Source organism: Pseudorhizobium flavum (assembly GCF_044142885.1).
GTDB classification, from domain to species: Bacteria; Pseudomonadota; Alphaproteobacteria; order Rhizobiales; family Rhizobiaceae; genus Neorhizobium; species Neorhizobium flavum.
Genome location: NZ_JBIOKZ010000002.1, coordinates 505657 through 526357, shown reverse-complemented (window position 1 = coordinate 526357; position 20701 = coordinate 505657). Strand labels below are relative to the sequence as shown.

17 protein-coding genes are annotated in these 20701 nt (G+C 62.1%); 2 read left to right on the top strand and 15 right to left on the bottom strand.

Annotated features, from left to right (window positions below; translation table 11 throughout):
- Positions 1 to 60: 60 nt before the first annotated feature.
- Positions 61 to 1056 carry a zinc ABC transporter substrate-binding protein ZnuA gene (znuA, locus tag ACEPP2_RS06040; protein ID WP_395516073.1) on the top strand — a complete coding sequence of 332 codons (996 nt, stop codon included), beginning with the start codon at positions 61 to 63 and terminating at the stop codon, positions 1054 to 1056.
- Positions 1057 to 1110: 54 nt separating this feature from the next.
- Here znuA and ACEPP2_RS06035 read toward each other — a convergent pair whose 3' ends face one another.
- The 10 genes from ACEPP2_RS06035 to ACEPP2_RS05990 form a co-directional block, all read right to left on the bottom strand.
- Positions 1111 to 1458 (bottom strand): RcnB family protein, encoded by a 348-nt coding sequence (locus tag ACEPP2_RS06035; RefSeq protein WP_395516072.1) that lies wholly within the window; start codon positions 1456 to 1458, stop codon positions 1111 to 1113.
- 143 nt (positions 1459 to 1601) lie between these two features.
- Positions 1602 to 3215: a glycoside hydrolase family 43 protein gene (locus ACEPP2_RS06030; protein ID WP_395516071.1), complete on the bottom strand. Its 1614-nt coding sequence runs from the start codon at positions 3213 to 3215 to the stop codon at positions 1602 to 1604.
- 55 nt (positions 3216 to 3270) lie between these two features.
- Positions 3271 to 4320 carry an L-glyceraldehyde 3-phosphate reductase gene (gene mgrA / locus ACEPP2_RS06025; protein WP_395516070.1) on the bottom strand — a complete coding sequence of 350 codons (1050 nt, stop codon included), beginning with the start codon at positions 4318 to 4320 and terminating at the stop codon, positions 3271 to 3273.
- Between the two features lie 63 nt (positions 4321 to 4383).
- The gene (locus tag ACEPP2_RS06020; protein ID WP_395516069.1) at positions 4384 to 5517 is read right to left on the bottom strand and encodes a Gfo/Idh/MocA family protein; all 1134 of its coding nucleotides are present in this window, start codon (positions 5515 to 5517) and stop codon (positions 4384 to 4386) included.
- A gap of 25 nt (positions 5518 to 5542) precedes the next feature.
- The gene (locus tag ACEPP2_RS06015; protein ID WP_395516068.1) at positions 5543 to 6307 is read right to left on the bottom strand and encodes a sugar phosphate isomerase/epimerase family protein; all 765 of its coding nucleotides are present in this window, start codon (positions 6305 to 6307) and stop codon (positions 5543 to 5545) included.
- Positions 6308 to 6346: 39 nt separating this feature from the next.
- Positions 6347 to 8785 carry a beta-mannosidase gene (locus ACEPP2_RS06010; protein WP_395516067.1) on the bottom strand — a complete coding sequence of 813 codons (2439 nt, stop codon included), beginning with the start codon at positions 8783 to 8785 and terminating at the stop codon, positions 6347 to 6349.
- Positions 8786 to 8791: 6 nt separating this feature from the next.
- The gene (locus ACEPP2_RS06005) at positions 8792 to 9880 is read right to left on the bottom strand and encodes an ABC transporter ATP-binding protein (protein WP_077546463.1); all 1089 of its coding nucleotides are present in this window, start codon (positions 9878 to 9880) and stop codon (positions 8792 to 8794) included.
- Positions 9881 to 9888: 8 nt separating this feature from the next.
- Positions 9889 to 10833 carry a carbohydrate ABC transporter permease gene (locus ACEPP2_RS06000; protein WP_077546464.1) on the bottom strand — a complete coding sequence of 315 codons (945 nt, stop codon included), beginning with the start codon at positions 10831 to 10833 and terminating at the stop codon, positions 9889 to 9891.
- A complete protein-coding gene (locus ACEPP2_RS05995) occupies positions 10826 to 11728 on the bottom strand; it encodes a carbohydrate ABC transporter permease (protein ID WP_052638555.1) in 903 nt (300 codons plus the stop codon). The genes ACEPP2_RS06000 and ACEPP2_RS05995 overlap by 8 nt, the downstream gene beginning before the upstream one ends.
- A 128-nt stretch (positions 11729 to 11856) precedes the next feature.
- A complete protein-coding gene (locus ACEPP2_RS05990; protein WP_077546465.1) occupies positions 11857 to 13092 on the bottom strand; it encodes an ABC transporter substrate-binding protein in 1236 nt (411 codons plus the stop codon).
- Positions 13093 to 13496: 404 nt separating this feature from the next.
- Here ACEPP2_RS05990 and ACEPP2_RS05985 point away from each other — a divergent pair, with 404 nt between their 5' ends.
- Positions 13497 to 14549 (top strand): LacI family transcriptional regulator, encoded by a 1053-nt coding sequence (locus ACEPP2_RS05985; protein WP_077546466.1) that lies wholly within the window; start codon positions 13497 to 13499, stop codon positions 14547 to 14549.
- Between the two features lie 87 nt (positions 14550 to 14636).
- Here the strand turns inward: ACEPP2_RS05985 and gndA are convergent, their stop codons facing one another.
- From gndA to ccoG, 5 genes are all read right to left on the bottom strand, one after another.
- Complete coding sequence (gndA, locus tag ACEPP2_RS05980; protein WP_395516066.1) at positions 14637 to 16064, bottom strand: NADP-dependent phosphogluconate dehydrogenase; 1428 nt, start codon at positions 16062 to 16064, stop codon at positions 14637 to 14639.
- A 94-nt stretch (positions 16065 to 16158) separates the two neighbouring features.
- Entirely contained in the window at positions 16159 to 16314 is a 156-nt protein-coding gene (gene ccoS, locus ACEPP2_RS05975; protein WP_065814526.1) for a cbb3-type cytochrome oxidase assembly protein CcoS, read from the bottom strand.
- A complete protein-coding gene (locus ACEPP2_RS05970; protein WP_395516065.1) occupies positions 16311 to 18605 on the bottom strand; it encodes a cation-translocating P-type ATPase in 2295 nt (764 codons plus the stop codon). Before ACEPP2_RS05970 ends, ccoS begins: the two co-directional genes overlap by 4 nt.
- On the bottom strand, positions 18602 to 19096 hold the full coding sequence (locus ACEPP2_RS05965; RefSeq protein WP_395516064.1) for a FixH family protein: 495 nt from the start codon (positions 19094 to 19096) through the stop codon (positions 18602 to 18604). Before ACEPP2_RS05965 ends, ACEPP2_RS05970 begins: the two co-directional genes overlap by 4 nt.
- Positions 19093 to 20670: a cytochrome c oxidase accessory protein CcoG gene (ccoG, locus tag ACEPP2_RS05960; RefSeq protein WP_395516063.1), complete on the bottom strand. Its 1578-nt coding sequence runs from the start codon at positions 20668 to 20670 to the stop codon at positions 19093 to 19095. The genes ACEPP2_RS05965 and ccoG overlap by 4 nt, the downstream gene beginning before the upstream one ends.
- Positions 20671 to 20701 lie beyond the last annotated feature (31 nt).

Below are 20701 nucleotides of genomic sequence, written 5' to 3'. Positions count from 1 at the left end.
GCATAACGCAATTGATGTAATAACATTACGTTTGCATGCAAGCCCAACAAGGAAGTCACGATGAAAGCTCGCGCCCTTTTCCTAGCCAGTTCCATCCTCCTCTCGGCCTCGGCAGCCGCCGCTGCCCCGGAGGTCGTAGTGTCCATTAAGCCGATCCACTCGCTGGTCGCTTCCATCATGAAGGGTGTCGGTGAGCCGAAGCTGATCGTGGAAGGTGCTGCCTCGCCCCATACCTTCACGATGAAACCCTCCAATGCCCGGGCCGTCGAGGGCGCCGACATGGTATTCTGGATGGGACCCGGCATGGAGGCCTTTCTGAAGAAGCCGCTAGAGGCGCTGGCGTCCGACGCCACCGTCGTCGAACTCGACGATGCGGAAGGCCTGACCAAGCTGCCATTCCGAGAAGGCGGCGCCTTCGAGGCACATGAGCATGACGACGAGGGCCACGGCCACGGTCATGAGAAGACGGCGGAGGACGACCACGGCCATGACGACCACGCCGGCGAGGCGGCGGAAGACCATCACCATGATCACGGGGAGTTCGACACCCACCTCTGGCTCGACCCGATGAATGCGAAGGCCATGGCTGCTGCGATCGAAAAGGCCCTCGCCGAAGCGGATCCGGAGAACGCGGAGGCATATGCCGCCAACCTGGTTTCGCTCAACGACAGGATCGATGCGCTCGACAAGGAGATCGCTGAAATGATTGCGCCGGTGGAGGAGAAGCCATTCGTCGTTTTCCACGATGCCTACCAATATTTCGAGGACCACTACGGCGTGCGCGTCGTCGGCTCGATCACTGTCTCTCCCGAAGTGGTGCCAGGGGCTGAACGGGTGCAGGAGATCCGTCAGAAGGTGCAGGAGCTTGACGCCGCCTGCGTCTTTGCCGAGCCTCAGTTCGAGCCGAAGCTGATCCAGGTGGTGACCGAAGGCACCGACGCCCGCTCGGGCACGCTGGATCCCGAGGGTGCCACGCTGACAGAGGGCCCGGATCTGTATTTCGACCTGATGCGATCGATCGCGACCAACCTCAAGGCCTGCCTTTCGGCGGCCTGACGGATAACCGAATGACTAGAAGGGCGACCAATGCCGCCCTTTTTCTTGTTCATGTCACCGCACGGCGATGATGCTGGAAATGATCCCGGACGTGATGCCGATCAGCAGGAAGTCGTTGTCGATCCGAACCCAGCGGTGGCCGCGCGGCGGCGCGGAAAGGCGGTGGCGGCGATAGTCGCGCACCTCGCGCATGTGGCGCCTTTCGGCCGCGGTCATCCGATGGCCTTTCTTCCAGTGATGCTTGGGCGCAACGAACCTCTTCGGCGGCGCCATCCGCTTGTGTGGCGCCGGCTGCTCGACATGCCGTCCTCGGTCGTTGTGGCCACGATGATGATCCCGGGCCTGTGCCATCGGGGCAGCAAGGATCGTGGCGGAGAGCAGGACGATAACGAACTTCTTCATGTCTGTTTCCTCGTGTTGAACACGTTGGAAACTAGGGGCTGGCGGATGAACCCGATCTGAATGAGAGAATTACATATCCGTAATGAAAATATGGAGTTGTTGTTGAAAGCTCAGGTTCGCAGTTAAGATTCTCCAATTACGTTTCAGCCCTCCAAAGCCTCATAGACGAAGCGACTGAAGTCCGCCGGCCTTGCCCGTCCCGAGGTGTCGAAGGCGAAGACTCCTGCAAAGGCACCGGTAAACGAGCCGTGTTCGCCCCGGCCGCCCTCATCGGAGATGACGCCTGCATCAAGTGCGGGCCCGAGTGCCTGCCAATCGTTGCTGCCACCAGCCCGCCAGGAGAACTGCAAGTCGTTATCGCGGATTTCCATAGCCAGATCGACGGGGCCGTCCGTGACCGCCACGCCGCTGTCGGCCGGAAATATCATGCGACCGTGCGGAAAATCGCCCGGGCAGGAGAAGATCGTCACCACGCGGCCGAGCTTTTCGTGAAGCGTCACCACCACGGCGTGGAACTTGTGACGGTTGTAGTAATGCGTCAGACCCGCCACCTGCTGATAGGTATCAGGAGAGAAATCGACGGTCGTCTCAGTGCGGAAGGAGTGATGCTCCTGCCGGCGGGCGACCAGCGCCTGCTCGAACCAGGAGCCGATGCTTTCACGCCCGTATAGGCGCAGATGACCCGGGCGCTCTGAAAGGCTGAAGATGCGTTCGGGCTGAGGCGTGCGCAGCCACTGGAATTCCATCGGCAGCCGTCCCGGCTCGAACCGGGTTTCGATGCGTGACGGCTGTTCGTGCCGCTCAACATCGGCCGGTGCCGGAACCTCGACCTCGGGTACGACACCGCCCTGGGCGAGATAGAGCCAGTCGTCCTGCCAGATGCACTTCTGCAGAGCGGTCTCGCGACCGAGCGTGCACCGCCGTTTCGGCGGCATCGGACGGCCGCAAAGATGCGTATGATAGGCCTGCCCATCCGGGGTCTCGACATACTGTCCATGCCCTGCCCGCTGCAGGACTGCATTCGGAGCATCCTTGGACGTGATGAGATGCGTGTTCGGATGCATTTCGTAAGGACCGTCGATAGCGCGCGACCGAGCCATGGTGACGGCGTGGTCGTATCCGGTACCGCCCTCGGCCGTCGTCAGGTAGTACCAGCCGTTGCGCTTGAAGAGATGCGGCCCCTCGACCAGACCGAGTGGGCTACCGGCGAAGATGTTCTTGATCGGCCCCTTCAGCGAATTCGTCCCGGCATCCCATTCCTGCAGCAGGATGCCGTCGAAGGCGGGGCTTTTCGGCGCGCCACCGTAGCTTTCCGTGCGGTGGTTCCACTGCATGTTGACGAACCACTTGCGGCCGTCATCGTCATGGAAGAGCGACGGGTCGAAGCCGGAGGAGTTCACATAGACCGGGTCCGACCACTCTCCCTCGATCGTGGGTGAGGTCACGATGTAGTTGTGGGCGTCCTTGAAGTTGCCGTCATAGCGCTTGACGTCGGTATAGACGAGCCAGAACAGGCCATCGGCATAGGAGAGACAGGGCGCCCAGATGCCGCAGCTGTCGGGATTGCCGCGCATATCAAGTTGACTTGCCCGCTCCAGCGGGCGGCGCACCAGCGTCCAATTCACCAGGTCCCGGGAATGATGGATCTGAACCCCAGGGTACCATTCGAAGGTGGAGGTGGCGATGTAGTAATCCTCCCCGACGCGGCAGATCGACGGGTCAGGGTTGAAGCCCGGCAGGATCGGGTTGCGGATCATCTTGCTGCTCCTCCGAGGGACGAGACCCGGCGGTGGGACGCCGGGTATGGATGGATTAGTGCTTGCGCGCGGGCCCCTGCCGCTCGGCGGAGGCGGCCCAGAGATTGATGTTGCCCTCCCGGGCATATTTGTCGATCTCGGCCAGTTCCGCGGAGGTGAAATCCGGAGTGTCGAGCGCGCGGACGCAATCCTCGACCTGCTCGGGACGGCTCGCCCCGATAAGCGCCGTCGTGACGCGACCACCGCGCAGCACCCAGGCGATCGCCATTTGCGCCAGCGTCTGGCCGCGCTTCTCTGCAATGGCGTTGAGTGCCCGCAGGTTCTCGATGTTCTCCTCGCTCAGGAACTCGGAGCGCAGCGACTTGCCCTGGGCGGCGCGGCTGTCGTCCGGGATACCACCGAGGTACTTCGAGGTGAGCATCCCCTGCGCCAGCGGCGAGAAGACGATGGAGCCAATGCCGAGATCGTCGAGCGTGTCGAGGAGGCCGTCTTCTTCGACCCAGCGGTTGATCATCGAATAGCTCGGCTGGTGGATGAGGATCGGCGTGCCGAGTTCCTTCAGGATGGCCGCCGCCTCGCGCGTACGCTTCGAGTTGTACGAGGAAATACCGACATAAAGCGCCCTGCCCGACCGGACGATGTGATCGAGCGCGCCGCAGGTTTCTTCCAGCGGCGTGTCCGGGTCGAAGCGGTGGGAATAGAAGATGTCGACATAGTCGAGGCCCATGCGCTTCAGGCTCTGGTCGCAGGAGGCGATCAGATACTTGCGGCTGCCCCATTCGCCATAGGGCCCGGGCCACATGCCGTAGCCCGCCTTGGACGAGATGATCAGTTCGTCGCGGTAACCGGAGAAATCGTTGCGCAGGATCTCCCCAAACGCGATCTCGGCGCTACCGCCTGGGGGCCCGTAATTGTTGGCGAGATCGAAATGGGTGACGCCGAGGTTGAAGGCCTTGCGGCAGATCGCCTGCTTGCGCTCATGCGGCGTGTCATGGCCGAAATTGTGCCAAAGACCAAGCGAGATCGCCGGCAGCTTCAGCCCCGATTGGCCGCAGCGGTTGTACTTCATTGATGAATATCGGTCGTCTGCCGGTTGCCAGGCCATGACATCCTCCTTCTGTCCTGAATGCGGTGCGGGTGCGATGCCCCGCACCGCATACTTAGCGGATCAGCGCAGCAGCGCCAGCGCCTCGTCAATGCCGAGCGGCTCGGGCTGTGTGCAGGTGGTGGTCATGTCGATGAACCGCCCCTCCTCGCCCGACTTCAGGATCGAGGTCAAAACGTCGATGCCATGCAGCGAACGGTCGAGGGAGCAGCGCGGGTCGCGCTTCTCGATCAGCGCCATCGCCATGTCGGCGAGGCCGGCGGTGCGGTAGTTCGCACGAGGGCCGCTCGGGTGCTCCTGGTTGGCCTTGGAGAACGGATGATCCCAAACGGGCAGCGGCTTGATGTCCTTGTCGCGGCCGGAGGCTTCCACGAGACCGCCGAAGAAGTTCGGGTCGGGCACATAGAGCGAGCCTTCGGTCCCGTAGAGCTCCATATTGGCGTGGCGGTGCGACCAGACATCCCAGCTGGCTGACATGGTAATCGTCGCGCCGTTCACGAACTCAAGCAGCGCATGGATGTTCGTCGGCGTCTCGACCGGTATCGTCTGGCCGGCGAGCGGCTGGCTGGTTATCGTGCGGGTAGGGTTTGCCATGGAGGTGAGTGCTGCGACGCGCTTCACCGGTCCGATCAGGTTGATGAGGTTCGCTACATAATACGGACCGAGGTCGAGGATCGGACCGCCCCCCTTAAGGAAAAAGAAGCCGGGATTGGGATGCCACATTTCCATGCCCGGGCTCATCACATGGCAGGTGCCGGAGGTGATGCGCCCGACTCCGCCCTCGTCCACATACTTGCGCGCCAGCTGGTGCGCGCCGCCGAGGAAGGTGTCCGGTGCGCAGCCGATGGCGAGGATCTTCGCCTTGGCGATCCGCCGCAGTTCCTCGCCTTCTTCCAGCGACAGAACCAGCGGTTTTTCCGAGTAGACGTGCTTGCCAGCTTCGAGGATCGCCTTGGAGACGCGGAAATGCGCGTCCGGAATCGTCAGGTTGACGATGACATCCAGCTCGTCATTCGCGAGCAATTCGTCGATCGTCTGCGCCTTCACTCCGTATTCCTTCGCCCGCAACTGCGCGGCCTCCGGATTGAGGTCGGCGCAGGCGAGCATCTTGATGCCCTTGAACAGCGGCGCCAGCGCCAGGTAGGTGATGGAGATATTGCCGCATCCGATGATGCCGACGCCGAGTTCCTTGGCCATGTGGGGCTCCGAAAATGCTGGGGTATCAGTATGTCTTGAAGGCTGCGATCGAGCGGGAGATCAGCCGTTCCAGGTCGTTGGGGTTATCGTGCTCGACGATGAAGTGCTTCGCGGGCGTCTTCTCGCGTAGCGCCGCCATCAGGCCCTTCCAGTCCACGGTCCCGTGGCCCACATCAGCCCAGCCATCCTCGTCCGTATTTTCACCGGCACGCGCGATGTCCTTGACGTGGACAGCGGTGATGCGGTCGCCGTAGCGGTCGATCCAGGCCATCGGGTCGGCGCCGCCGCGGATGACCCAGGCGATGTCGGCTTCCCAGGCGAGATCCGGGCCGCCTTCAAGGATCTGCTCCTGTGCGGTCGTACCGTCTTCCAGCGTCTTGAACTCGAAGTCGTGGTTGTGCCAGCCGAAGGTGTAGCCGGCGTCCTTGTAGCGCTTGCCGGCTTCCGAAAGCCGCTTGCCGAAGGCGCGCCAGCCAGCGGCGTCCGTCGGACGCTGATCCGCGACGAGATGTGGGCAGTAGATCGCTTCCATGCCGAGCGTCTTCGCGATCAGCAGGGCCTGCTCCGGCTGCTTCTCGAGAAGATCAAGCCCGAAGTGACCCGTCGGCATGGTCAGGCCATTGGCGTCGAGATTGGCCTTGATCGCCTTCAACTGGCTTTCGTCCATGCTCGCATAGAGGCCGCCATAACCTTCGACTTCCGCATAACCGGCCTTACCGAGCGCGGTGAGCGTATCGGCGAGCGGCGGGAAATTGCGCGCGCTATAGAGCTGGAAACCGAGTTTCGTCATGTCCATCCTCCTGGGCCGGCGGCCCTTCTGCTGAAAGGTTCAATCTGCCGACTGGCAGGAATAGAGGTCGTAGATGCGGAAGACCGGTGCAGCCGCACTCGGCTCCGAAGGAGTGAAGGTGATGCGGCGGCTTTCGCCGGCGGCAACGTCGAAAGCGTTATCGGAATAACGGCCGGGCGTGTCGCTCTCGACCATCACGAACAGCGCCAGACCGGAAGCCTGAACCAGGAGGTCGATCGCACCGTCTCCGGCCGGTGACATAGAGACCTCAAGCCCCGGCGGCGCAAGATCGAGCGCCTTGTAGGTGCCGTGAACATAGTGCCCCTCGCCGCCCATGCCGTTAGTTGCGGTGAAGCTCCAGAACAGGATTGCATCCGGCGGAAGGTCTGACGCAGACAGGCCAACCGCCGGCACCGCGGCATCCGGCGAGCAGAGGGCGTCGACGCTTTTCAGCGGTGTGCGGGTCCCGCCGAGAGAGACTGTTGACAGGTTGATGGTGGCTGTGACGTCCTCCATCGTGTCGTTGACGAGCGAGATGCGGATCTCGTTTCCGTCTTCCGAGGGAATGGCAGCAACGGCAACCGGCTGGAAGAAGCGCCGCGCAACATAATGCAGGACCTTCCAGCCGCCGCCATAGTCGAGGCTAGACCAGGAGGCGACGGGCCAGGTGTCGTTGAGCTGCCAGTAGAGCGTGCCCATGCAATGGGGCTTCAGCGACCGCCAGTAATCGACGGCGGTCCGGATCGCGAGTGCCTGCTGCACCTGGCTCAGATAGACGAAGTTTGCGAAGTCCTTCGGGAAGCGGAAATAGCGGAACATGGTCGCCGCGATCCGCTCGTTGCCGCCGGCGTTCTTCTGGTGGTGCTCCATCACCGGGGATGCGATGTTTATGTCTTTCGGCTCGGCATATGTCTGGATGACCGGCAGCGAGGTGTAGGACTGGAAGCCGAATTCCGAGCAGAAGCGCGGGCGGACGGAACGGTAGTTGTCGAAGCTCTTGTTCTCGTGCCAGACCGACCAGTAATGCATATCGCCCGAACCATCGGCGTGCCAGGCGTCACCGTAATCGAGGTAGCCGGATGCCGGGCTCGACGGCCACCAGATCGCCTCTGGTGCAGCCGCTTTCAGCGCCTGTTCGATTGTCCGGTTCAGGCGATCGTAGGAGACCAGATAGCGGTCGCGGTTCTCGATCGACTCCTTGAACCAGGTCAGCGCACCAACAAGCTCGTTGTCGCCGCACCAGACGACGATCGACGGGTGCGAGATCAGGCGGCGGACCTGGTAATCCACCTCCTTTGTCACATCCTCTAGGAAGTCCGGTGTCGAAGGATAAAGGTTGCAAGCGAATTGGAAGTCCTGCCAGACCATCAGGCCCAGCCGATCGCAGAGGTCGTAGAACCAGTCGCGCTCGTAGAAGCCTCCGCCCCAGACCCGGAGCATGTTCATGTTGGCGTCTACCGCGGACTGCAGCAGGTCCTCCGTCTTCTGCGGACTCGAGAGGGAAAACAGCGCGTCGGCCGGGATCCAGTTGGCGCCTCGGCAGAAGATCTCGCGACCGTTGATGCGGAAGGCGAAACGGCTGCCGGCTTCGTCCGGGTCGGTCACCAGTTCGACGGTGCGCAAGCCGATCTGCCGCGTCACCTGATCCTCGGGGATCTCCACCGTCAGCCGGTAGAGGTTCTGCTCGCCGCTCCCCGCCGGCCACCAGAGCCGGGGCTCGGTGATCTCGAAGACGTGGTGGATCGTGGTCTCACCGGCAGCAATGCCGCAATCCAGCCGAACGCGCTCGCCATCGAGATCGAAATGCACCGGCACGACGCCCGGGTCCACAGCATAAAACGTCAGCGCCACGTGCAGCTCGACCTTGCCCTCGGCGTGTCTCTGGCTGGTGACCACGTGCTCGATCCGCGCCGTTTCGAGCCGATTCAGCGAAATCTCGCCGTAGAGCCCGAGCGGTGCCAGCGCAATGTTCCAGTCCCAGCCGAAATGGCACTGCGGCTTGCGCAGCATGTTGCCGTTCGGGATGGGGCAGTTGCCGGTCGAATAAGGAATGTAGAAAGGCTGCCGCGCCTGACGCTCCGCCCCCGCCGCAACGCTGGAGTGAAAGTGGATGCGGATCGTGTTCTCGCCCGCCTGCAACGCGGCGGAAACATCCGGCCGGTAGCGGCGAAAGCAGTTATCGGCCGAGAGTACCGGCACATCATTGATGAAGACGACCGCCACCGTGTCGAGATAGGTGATGTCGAGGTACCAGTTGCCGTCCGGATCATCGATGACGAACTGCCGCTCGATCACCCATTCCCGCTCGGCGACCCACTGGACCTGATCCTCGTTGCGGCCGACATAGGGATCGGGGATGATGCCCGCCTCCTTCAGCGCAGTGTGGACGTCGCCGGGGACCCGCATGGCTGACCGACGGTCACCCCCCGCCTCAGCGAGTTGCCAGGTCCCGGAGATGTCGAGGCGGGAGATGGACATCAGCGATCAGATCCGTTCTTCGGTCTCTGCGTCGAACAGCGAGGCGACCGACATGTCGAAGGACATCTGGAGCTTCGTTCCTGGGGCGAAGCGCTTGGCGCCGCCAGTGCGCACCGACATGGTGTGCCCCGCATGCTTCAGCCACAGCAGGTTGTCCGCGCCCATGGGCTCCTCGATATCGACCACCGCGTCGTGCATCTCGGCACCTGCCTGATGGTTGTCCACATGAATGTGTTCCGGCCGAACACCGAGGACGACCTTCCGGCCAGGAGTAAGCGGCCCCTCGGCCTCGTATCCCTCCAGAGAGAACGAGACGCCATGGGTCTTGAAGACGGTGCTCCCGCCCTCTTCCACGAGTTCGCCGTGCAGGAAGTTCATGGACGGCGAGCCGATGAAGCCAGCAACGAAGAGGTTGACCGGACGGTTGTAGATGGTCACCGGATCGTCGAGCTGCTGGATCACGCCGCTCTTCATGATGGCGATCCGGTCCGCAAGCGTCAGGGCCTCGATCTGGTCGTGGGTGACGTAGATCATCGTGTTCTTGAGCGAATGATGCAGGCGCTTGATCTCGACGCGCAACTCCGAGCGCAGCTTTGCGTCGAGGTTCGACAGCGGCTCGTCGAACAGGAAGACATCGACGTCACGCACCAGCGCCCGCCCGATCGCCACGCGCTGGCGCTGACCGCCAGAAAGCTCGGCCGGCTTTCGTTTGAGGAGCGGCTGGATCTGCAGGATGTCCGCGGCACGCGCGATCCGGCGCTGGATGTCCTCCTTGGGAACCTTGGCGACCCGCAGCCCGAAGGAAAGGTTCTTCTCAACCGTCATCTGCGGATAGAGCGCGTAGGACTGAAACACCATGCCGATGCCGCGGTCCTTGGGCTCCTCCCAGGTGACGTTGCGGCCCTTGATGAAGATCTGGCCGTCGGTCGGCTCCAGGAGGCCGGCGATGCAGTTGAGGAGCGTGGACTTGCCGCATCCCGAAGACCCGAGAAGAACGAGGAACTCCCCGTCCCGGATTTCGAGATTCATGTTCTGCAGCACCTTGACGGCACCAAAGGAGAGCGAGAGGTCGCGGATGGATACGCTGTTGTTCATGGAAGTACTTACCCCTTCACTGCACCTGCGGCGATGCCGCGGACAAAAAGCCGGCCTGACAGGAAGTAGACGATCAGCGGTACCGCCCCCGTCAGAAGCGTCGCGGCCATGTTGACGTTGTATTCCTTCACGCCCTGGACGGAGTTGACGATGTTGTTGAGCTGGACGGTCATCGGATAGACATCCGGCCGCGTGAACACGACGCCGAACAGGAAGTCGTTCCAAATACCGGTCACCTGCAGGATCATCGCGACGACGAAGATCGGCAGCGCCATTGGCAGCATGATGCGGAAATAGATCTGCCAGAAGCCCGCGCCGTCGATACGCGCCGCCTTGAACAGCTCGACCGGCAGCGAGGCGAAGTAGTTGCGGAACAGCAGCGTCAGTATCGGCATGCCGAAGATCGTGTGGACGATGACCAGTCCGGTCAGCGTCCCGTATACGCCGAGTTCGCGCAGCGCGATGACGACCGGATAGATCATCACCTGGTAAGGGATGAAGGCACCGATGATCAGGATCGAGAAGAAAAGCTCGGAGCCCTTGAAGCGCCAGTTAGCAAGCGAATAACCGCTCACTGAGGCGACGGCGATCGAAACCACGACGGAGGGTATCAAGATGCGGACCGAATTCCAGAAACCGCGCGAGAGGCCATCGCAATTGAGCCCGGTACAGGCTTCCGCCCAAGCCTTCACCCACGGCTCGAAGGTGATCTCCATGGGCGGCGCGAAGATGTTGCCCATGCGCACTTCCGGCATGCCCTTGAGCGAGGTGACCACCATCACGTAGAGCGGCAGGAGGTAGTAGAGCGCCGCAACGAAGAGCGTGCCGTAGAGCATTATGTTGCGGCCCGAGACCACGCGCCGGGGTTTGCGCCCTCGGGGACCGCTTGCGACTTGATCGGAGACGGCATCGAAACCTGCCGCCGTGGTGTTGAGGGTGGAGATGTTAGCCACGCTTCTTCCCTCCGAACTCGAGATAGGCCCACGGGATGATGATGATGGCGACCGTCAGCAGCATCATGGTGGATGCGGCGAAGCCCTGGCCGAGGTTCTGCGCCTGGAACATGTAATCGTAGACATATTTGGCGGGCACCTCGGAAGCGTTGCCGGGGCCGCCACTCGTCTGGGCCACGACAAGGTCGTAGACCTTGACGATGCCGCTTGCGATGATGACGAGCGTCGTGATGAAGACGGGCCGCATCATCGGGATGACGATGAAAAGATAGGTTCGCCACATCGGGATACCGTCAACGCGTGCGGCTTTCCAGATATCCTCGTCGATCCCGCGCAGGCCTGCGAGCATCAGGCACATGACGAGCCCCGTGCCCTGCCACAGGCCGGCGATCAGGATGCCGTAGATGACGATGTCCGGGTTGTAGAGCGGATCGAAGGTGAAGCTCTCCCAGCCGAGGGAGCGGACAATGCCTTGAACCCCGAATTCCGGGTTGAGGATCCACTGCCAGACAAGGCCGGTAACGATGAAGGACAAGGCGAACGGGTAAAGGAAGATCGTACGGAAGGTGTTCTCGAACCGGATCTTCTGGTCCATCAACGCCGCCAGCAGGAAGCCGATGACCATGCTGAAGATCAGCGAAAGGATGCCATAGATCGCCAGGTTCTGGATCGAGATGATCCAGCGGGACGATGCCCACAGCCGCTCGAACTGGTCGAACCCGACAAAAGTCGCCCGCGGCAGGAGCTTGGAATTGGTGAAGGAGTAGACGACGGTCCAGAGAGAGCCGCCGAGGAAAATCCCGAGCGCAATCAGGATCATCGGAATGGACGCAATCTTGGCAGTCAGATTGCGAAAGAGCTGGTTTGGGCGTTTGGCAGGCGCCAGACCTGTCATGTCTCGATCCTCCTCGAACGTGACGACGCATCCGTGACCCCCGGAACTAGAAGCCCAGCGGACGTCAGCGACGCCGGTTCAACCGGCCGACGCTCCGAGGAACGCCGGCCGGCCGCGGTCGCTTGGGATTAGTCGGCCGAGGAGATGATCTCCGCGAAGCGCTCCTGAGCGGCCTCGGGAGTCATCGAGGTGCTGGAGAAGAACTCCGTCATCAGGTCCTGCTTCTGGCTCTGCGAGTCGGGCGAGAGCAATTGATCGGTGCTGGTAAGGGCATTTCCTTGTGCAACGATCTCCAGGCCCTTCTTCATGCAGTCGTTGGCCGTCGCCAGATCGACGTCGCCGCGGATCGGCAAGGACCCCTTCTTCAGGTTGAAAGCGACCTGAGTTTCCGGCGCGACGAGCACTTCGGCCAGGGCATCCTGCGCCTTGGATCCTTCCTCGTCCTTCAGAACCGGGAAGTAGAAGGCGTCGCCGCCCGTGGTGATGTACTGGCTGACGCCAAGGCCCGGAAGGCAGCTATAGTCCTTGCCCGCGACCTTACCGGCGATCTGGAACTCGCCCTGGGCCCAGTCACCCATGACCTGGCCGGCAGCCTTGCCGGTGATCACCATGTTGGTGGCCTGATTCCAGTCCTGCACGTTGGTGCCGATGGAAAGTTCGCGTGCCTGCGCCGCCGCTTCGAAGATCTTGGCGACCTCCGGGCCGGCCGCCGCTTCGGCGTCCTTTTCCACATAGACCTTCTCGTGCAATTCCTTGCCGCCGAGTGCCAGCAGCAGGGTGTCGAAGAGGCCATTTGCCTGCCAGGGCTGACCGCCCAGGGCCAATGGATGGATGCCGGCTTCCTTCAGTTTCGGCCCGGCTGCAACGAACTCGTTCCAATCCTTTGGAACCGCCACGCCAGCCTTCTCGAATGCCTCGTTATTCAGCCACAGCCACTGCCAGGAATGGATGTTGACCGGCACGCAATAGATCCGGCCGTCGATCGTGCAGCTGTCGAGCAGGCTCGCAGGCTTGATCACCTCTTTCCAGTTGCCCTTCTCTGCAACGTCGGTCAGGTCGCGCATCAGCCCGGCTTCGACAAGCTCCTGCGCCTGGCGTCCATGGTTGAACTGGGTAGCCCCCATGGGATCACCGCCGGTAATGCGGCTGATCATGATGGGACGGGCGGTGCTTCCGCCCCCGGCGATGGCACCGTCCACCCACTTGTTGCCGGTGGCGTCGAATGCCTTGGCGAATTCGGCGACGGCAGCTGCCTCGCCACCCGAAGTCCACCAGTGGGTTACTTCAAGGTCTGCGGCCTGGGCAACACCAAGCGGCAGCACGACGGTTGCCGCAAGCGCGGCTGCAAAAGCACGAATATTCATGAGTCTCCTCCCTCACTGAAACGATGCAGTAAAAAGTTAAGCGAAAGCTGCAGCACGCGCAACTAGGTACTGGAGAAAAATTCCGCTGGGGAGCATTTCTCGAGCTGCTCCTGATATTGAGCGCACTGCACAACGCATATGACGGTTCCATTATATTGTTGATATCATTACGTTATCTCGGATATCTTCGAACCACGCATTTCGCGCCCGCACAACATCCATTTCCCACTGAATTGATCGGAGAAACGCTCCGAGGCGAGTTAGCCGTGAATTTTTCCGCTCGACAAGCGACCTGTATCGTTTCAGATTTCAGCCATGGAGACCCGACGGATGGAGGAGGCATTCGTTTCCAGCCATGACAAAGGCATCTATAGTCCTGGCTGGATTCGGATGACGGCAGGGTGATGGACGACAGCAGTACGAAGAGAGCGGCGAAATCTCCGCTAGCGGCCGGCGAGCGGCCGACACTGAAGACGATTGCCTACATGACGGGTCTCGGGATCACGACCGTGTCGCGAGCCTTGAAGGATGCGCCGGATATTGGGACTGAGACCAAGGAGCGAGTTCGTCTGGTCGCCAACCAGCTAGGCTACCAACCCAATCGAGCCGGCGTCCGCCTGCGGACCGGCAAGACGAATGTCATCGCGCTCGTGCTCAGTATTGAAGAAGAACTGATGGGCTTCACCAGCCAGATGGTCTTCGGTATCTCCGAAGTGCTGGCCGGCACGCAGTATCATCTCGTTCTGACGCCCCATACCCACCAGAAGGACCCGATGGTGCCGGTCCGCTACATCCTCGACACGGGATCGGCAGATGGCGTGATCATCTCCAGAATCGCTCCGGACGACCCAAGGGTCCGGCTTATGACCGAGCGCAACATGCCATTCGCGACCCACGGCCGGACGGACATGGGCATCGTCCACCCCTACCATGACTTCGACAACGAGGCCTTCGTCTACGAGGCGGTGGCAAAGCTGGCGTCAAAGGGTCGCAAGCGCATCGCGCTGCTGCCGCCCCCGGCCACCCTCTCCTTCTACCTGCACAGCCGCACCGGCTTCGAGCGCGGCCTCGCTGACTTCGACCTGACGGAAGTCTCGATGGGACGGATCTCGACCGAAACAATACTCGGCGACATTCGCACCTATACCGAAACGCTGATGCGATCCGCCAACGCGCCGGACGGCATCATCTCCATCAGCGGCAGCTCGACCATTGCACTGGTCGCGGGGATCGAAGCCGCCGGCAAGAAGCTTGGCAAGGACGTCGACCTGGTTTCCAAGCAGTCAGCGGAGTTCCTCAACTGGATCCGCCCGGAAATCTACACGGTGAACGAGGACGTCCGGCACTCCGGCCGCGAGCTCGCAAAGGCGGTGATCGCCCGGATCGACGGCGTGGCGCCGGAACTGCTTCAGAGCATCAGCAAGCCGACCTGGTCGTCTATGGGCCCGAAGGAGTGAGTTCCCCCTCGTCAGCAAGATCGTCAGGTTCAGAGGTCAGATGCAAAACCCGCCGCAAGGGCGGGTTTTTCCACTGCGAACCTAGGCTCAACCCTGGCTGAGGCCACTGCCCCAAGGGCCGTGCGGGCGATCAAGCCCGTCGACCCGCTCAAATCCGTGCGCGCCGAAGAAATCACGTTGCGCCTGGATCAGGTTTGCGGTTCCGCGGCCGCGGCGATAGGCATCGAAATAGGCGAGCGCCGAAGACAGCGCCGGCACCGGCAGGCCGGAGAGCACTGCATAGGCGACGACGCGGCGGAGGGCTCCGTCCGTCTCCTTCACCATATCGGCGAATGCGGGCGTGACGATCAGGTTGACGTCAGGATCCTTGGTGAAGGCGGAGGTGATTTCATCGAGGAACTGTGAGCGGATGATGCAGCCGGCGCGCCAGATACGCGCAATCGTCGGCATCGGCAGGTTCCATTTGAACTCGGCGGAGGCTGCGGACATGACCGCGAAACCCTGCGCATACGCGCCGATCTTGGCGGCAAGCAATGCATTCTCCAGGTCCGCAAGGAATGCATCCCGGTCCCTCGGCGCCTCGGAAAGCGACGGAAGGTCGAGAATGGTCTCCGCCCTCTCGCGCTCGCTCTTTTGCGAAGATAGGATACGTCCCGCGACGGCGGCCTCTATGGCGGTCGCAGCAACCCCCATGTTCTGTGCCTCGATCACCGACCACTTGCCGGTGCCCTTCTGGCCGGCACGGTCCACGATCATATCGACCATGGGTTTTCCGGAAAGCGGATCGGCAGCCTTCAGCACCTTCTCGGTGATCTCGATCAGGTAGGAGTTCAGCCTGCCAGTGTTCCAGCGGCCAAACACCTCTCCGATTTCCTGGGCGCTCATGCCCAGGCCATCACGCAGGATGCCGTAGATTTCAGCGATCATCTGCATGTCAGCATATTCGATGCCGTTGTGAATGGTCTTGACGAAATGTCCCGCGCCGTTCTCGCCGAGCCAGGCCACGCAGGGGTCGTTGTTGAACTTGGCGGAGATGGAGGTCAGAACTTTCTCGACGCGCTTCCAGCTCTCCTCCGTACCACCGACCATGATGGAGGGACCGTGGCGCGCACCTTCCTCACCGCCCGAAACCCCCATGCCGATGAAGGTCAGGTCGCTGTCCTTGAGGCCGTCGAAGCGGCGCATCGTATCGCGGAAATTGGCATTGCCGGCGTCGATCATGATGTCACCGGCGGAGAGGTATGGCGTCAAGGCCGCCATCTGCTGGTCGACGGGCTCGCCCGCCTTGATCATGATGATGATCGGTCGCGGCGGCCGGATCGCGGCAACGAACTCCTCCAGGGTCTCACAAGGGACAATCTGGCCCTGCAGGTCGCCCGCTTCCGCAAAGAACTTTCGCGTGGCTTCCGGGCTGCGATTGAAGACCGCGATCCTGTTGCCCTTCTCAGCGATGTTGAGTGCGAGGTTCGAGCCCATGACGCCGAGCCCGATAAGGCCGATTTCTGCCTGTTCCACGAAAGTGCCTCCATTTGCGATTGGCCGCCGTTTTGGCACCAGAGATTGCAAACGGCAAGGCTGAAACGATTAGATAGGGAGCGTTATCCGCTTGTCAGACAGCAGGACGATCGTCGTCATCATCGATTGCCCGCCAAGCCGCACCGTCGAGATCATCGTACTGGCCGCTCTTCAGCGACCAGAGAAAGGCGACAAGCCCCAGCCCGCCGAGAAGGAGGGCGATCGGGATGAGATAGACAAGCATGTTCATGCCAGACGCGCCTCCCCAGACATGGGGGTTGATGCAGCCGAGATGGTCAGCTTCCGCTCCGCTCCAACCAGCCTGTTCAGCCGAAGTGCATTCACCACGACAATGATGGACGAAGTCGACATGGCGACGGCGGCAATCAGGGGCGTCGCATAGCCCGCAAGCGCAATCGGCACCGCGATGATGTTGTAGCCGATGGCGAGCGCAAAGTTCTGCCGGATCAGCCGCCCCGCCCGCCGGGACACTTCAATGGCGAGCGGCACCGCGTTGAGGCTCTCGTGCATGAAGACGAAGTCGGCGGCCTGTCGTCCGACATCGGCTGCCGTCGCAGGCGCGATGGAGACATGCGCAGCCGCCAGCGCCGGCGCATCGTTGATTCCGTCGCCGACCATGAGCACCTTCGACCCGCCACGGTCCAGTTCGGCCACCGCATCCACCTTGTCGCGCGGCGAAAGCTCCGCCCTCCAGAGGGAGATGCCGAGGCGACGCGCGAGCGCCTTGACGACCGGCGCGCGGTCGCCGGAGAGGATGCCGGTCGAGAAGCCACTTGCAGCGAGTGCCGCGACGGCGGAAGCACCGTCCGGCCGGACCGCATCTTCAAAGAGGAATCTCTGCAGTTCCTTTCCGTCAAGCGACAGGACGACTTCCGACAGTTCATCCGGATGAGCGTTGCCACCACAGGCGAAGCGGCGGTTTCCGAGGCGATAGACACCCTCGTCCGCGACCGCCTCCAGTCCCTGCCCCGGCAGTTCCGTGACTTCGGCGAATCGCTCACCGCCGCCGGGGGCGCCTTGGTAGAGCGCCTGCGACAGCGGGTGACGGGAGTGAGCGGCAAGACCAGCGGCGAGAGCGAGGTAACCCCGCTTGACCTCCACACCATTGACGAGACGCGGGCGACCGAGCGTCAATGTCCCGGTCTTGTCGAACAGGACCGTGTCCACCTCGGCGAGACGTTCCATCGCCGATCCGTCCTTGACCATGACGCCGTTCCTGAAGAGCCGGCCTGCGGCCACAACCTGGACCACAGGCACGGCAAGGCCGAGGGCGCAGGGGCAGGTGATGATCAGGACGGCGATTGAGATCAGCATGGCCTGCTTCCAGTCGCTTCCGAATACCCCCCAGGCGATGAAGGCGCCCAGGGCAAGAAGGTGAACCGCCGGAGAATAGAGCTGAGCCGCCCGGTCGGCGATTCGCCGATAGCGCGCCCTGCCCCCTTCGGCGGCCTCCATCAGCGATATGACCTCGGCCAGGAAGGAATCCTTCGCTGCGGCCGTCGCGCGGATGACCAGCGAGCCAGTCAGGTTTAGGATCCCCCCCTGGACGGCGTCCCCTGGCCCGGCAACCGTGGGTGCGCTTTCGCCATTGACGATGGAAAGATCGAGATCGCTTCTGCCGCTCTCGACGACCCCGTCGACCGGTATCCGTTCGCCGGCCGCGATCATCAGCCGGTCTCCCGGCCGGATGTCCTCGATCGGACGGTATTCCCGCGCGCCATCCTCCGCGAGCACCATCGCACCACGCGGCGACAGCCGCGCAAGGCCGCTGATCGCGGCGCGCGCCCTGTCGCGCATGACATGATCGAGCGTGCGGCCGATGAGCAGGAAGAACAGCAGTGAGACGGTGGCATCAAACCATGCATGCTGTCCGTGATGCATCGTCTCCCAGAGCGAGACAGCGTAGGAAAGCGTGATGGCAAGCGCGATCGGCACATCCATGTTGGTGCGGCCGTGACGCAGCGCGTTCCAGGCCGACTGGTAGAAGAAGCGGCCGGCATAGACGAGCGCGGGCGCCGCGATCATGGCGGAGATCCAGTGGAACAGGTCGCGCGTGGAAGCTTCCGCTCCCGACCATACCGAAACGGAGAGCAGCATGATGTTTGCCGCCGCGAAGCCCGACACGGCAACCGCCCGTATCAGTTCGCGCTGCAGCCGATCGCCGGCATCTTCGACACTTGAGAACAGATGGGCGTCATAGCCCGTTGCACCGCGAATTGTCTGCACCAGTTCCAGCGGGTCAGTGCGGACACCGGAAACTTCTTCCTTCCAGACGATGGAGACCCGCTTGGTCGAAAGGTTCACCCGCGCCCGCTCCACGTCGGGGCGGGCCTGCAGCGCCTTTTCGATTGCCGTGATGCAGGTGCCGCAATGGACGCCGGGCACGCTCAGATCGGTCTGGAGCAGCCCCGGCTGGATCTGCCGGCTCGACAGGAGCAATTCTTCCGTCGAAGGCAGGGCATGGCTCAGCCGCTCAAGTTCCACGGCTCCCTCGGTACCGGGAGCACAACAGGTGGTCATTTCGCTTCTCCGGCGACAGAGATCCGCTGCGTGTCATGAAGAATGCGCTTGCCGTCGCGAAGCGCCTCCGCCTCGACGATCCAGGCTCCGCCGGCGACAGCATGGCGGGCAACGAAGACGCCCTCCCCCTCACGCCGGAGCGCAAGCTCGAAATCCTGGTCTTCGCCAACCGGACGCTTGAACCGCAAAGTGACGTCATCCGCTTCAACGGCACCATCCTGGGCGTGAGATATCCGATAGCTGACTTCAGTATCTTCTATCGTCAGCGCACCGACCACGCCCGTAGCCGCCAACGCCTTCGCCTCGGCAACCTTCCCGTTGAATTCCTGGCTGGCGATGTAGGTGTTCTTCACCACTAGACCGCTCCAGGTATGGGTCGCCTGCCACGCCATGTAGAAGTTCACCGATATTATTGTCCCGAAGAAAAGGCACATGACAGCAAGCATGTGCCAGCCCGTAAAGACGAAACCCTTGCGGTCTGTCGAACTCATTTCCCGTCCTCCGGAGCATAGAAGGTTGCGTCGTAGTGGTCACGTTCATGGCTCGAACGATCTTCGGCAATGAAGCTGAAGCCGTCGCTGCCATCCGGCAGGGCATTGGCCGGCACTGTCACGAAGACCTTCAGCGCCGTCGCCTTGTCCGGTTCGACCGAGACGGCAAACTGACGGTTGTCGTCACTCGTCAGACCGTTGATCTTCATCGTCGCCTCCGGCATCCCTTCAAGCGACAACAGGATGGTGCGCGGTTCGGGGATCATGTTCAAGAGGCGAATGGTATATCCGTTCCGGATCGAGCCATCCGATTCCAGCACGTATTGCGGATTGCGGTCGTGGATGACGTTGACCTCCAGCCGGTCACGGCTGAGGAGCGCGACGAGGAGCCCGATGCCAACCGCCGTCCAGACGCCCATGTAGAGCAACGTGCGAGGCCGGAAAATGATGCGCCAGTTGAAGTGGCGCACCTTGTCGATGAAGCTGCCGTCCGCGTTGCGCACACGATCGGGATTGATCGGCGTCGTGCCATTGTCAGTGGCAAGTGCCATGTTCGCATCATATTCGTTCAGGGTCGCGTAGGCGATCAGCCCGCGCGGCTTGCCGATCTTGTCCATGACGCTATCGCAGGCATCGATGCAGAGGGCGCAGGTGATGCAGGCCAGTTGCTGCCCGTCGCGGATGTCGATGCCCATCGGACAGACGGCAACGCAAGCGTTGCAATCGACGCAGTCACCGACCGGCTGGCCGGCAGCAGCGGCCTTCTTGGTGTGTTTGGTTCTCGGTTCTCCGCGCCAGTCGTTATAGGTCACGACCAGCGAATTGTCGTCCAGCATGGCCGCCTGAATGCGCGGCCACGGGCACATGTAGATGCAGACCTGTTCCCGCATCAGCCCGCCGAAGACATAGGTGGTGGCAGTCAGGATACCGACGGTTGAATAGGCGATGAAAGCCGCGTTGCCGGTCACGAAGTCGTAGGCCAGCGTTGGCGCATCGGCGAAATAGAAGATCCAGGCGCCGCCGGTCGCGACCGCAATGGCGATCCAGATTGCATGCTTGAAGACGCGCTTGCGGATCTTCTCGAAGGTCCAGGGCGCGGCATCCAGTTTCATGCGGGCATTGCGGTCGCCCTCTACCCAGCGCTCGACAACCAGAAAGAGATCAACCCACACGGTCTGGGGGCAGGTATAGCCGCACCACGCGCGACCGACCGCGGACGTGACGAGAAACAGACCGAAACCGGCCATGACGAGGAGCCCGGCCACGAAAAAGAACTCCTGCGGCCAGATCTCGATGAAGAAGAAATAGAAGCGCCGGTTGGCGAGGTCCACGAGCACCGCCTGGTCCGGAGCATAGGGACCGCGATCCCAGCGGATCCAGGGCGTCAGGTAGTAGATGCCGAGCGTGATGAGCATCACCAGCCACTTGAAGCGACGGAAACGTCCTTCCGCCCGCTTCGGAAAGATCTTCTTTCTCGCCTCGTAAAGCGATTGAGGGGCGTTGCCAGCGTCAGCGTTTGTTGCCTGATGGCCGTCACCGGTCGCGTCGACGTTCTTTGCGGTGTAGAGATTCATGGCACATTTCCACCTTTGTGCCTGCCTTTTC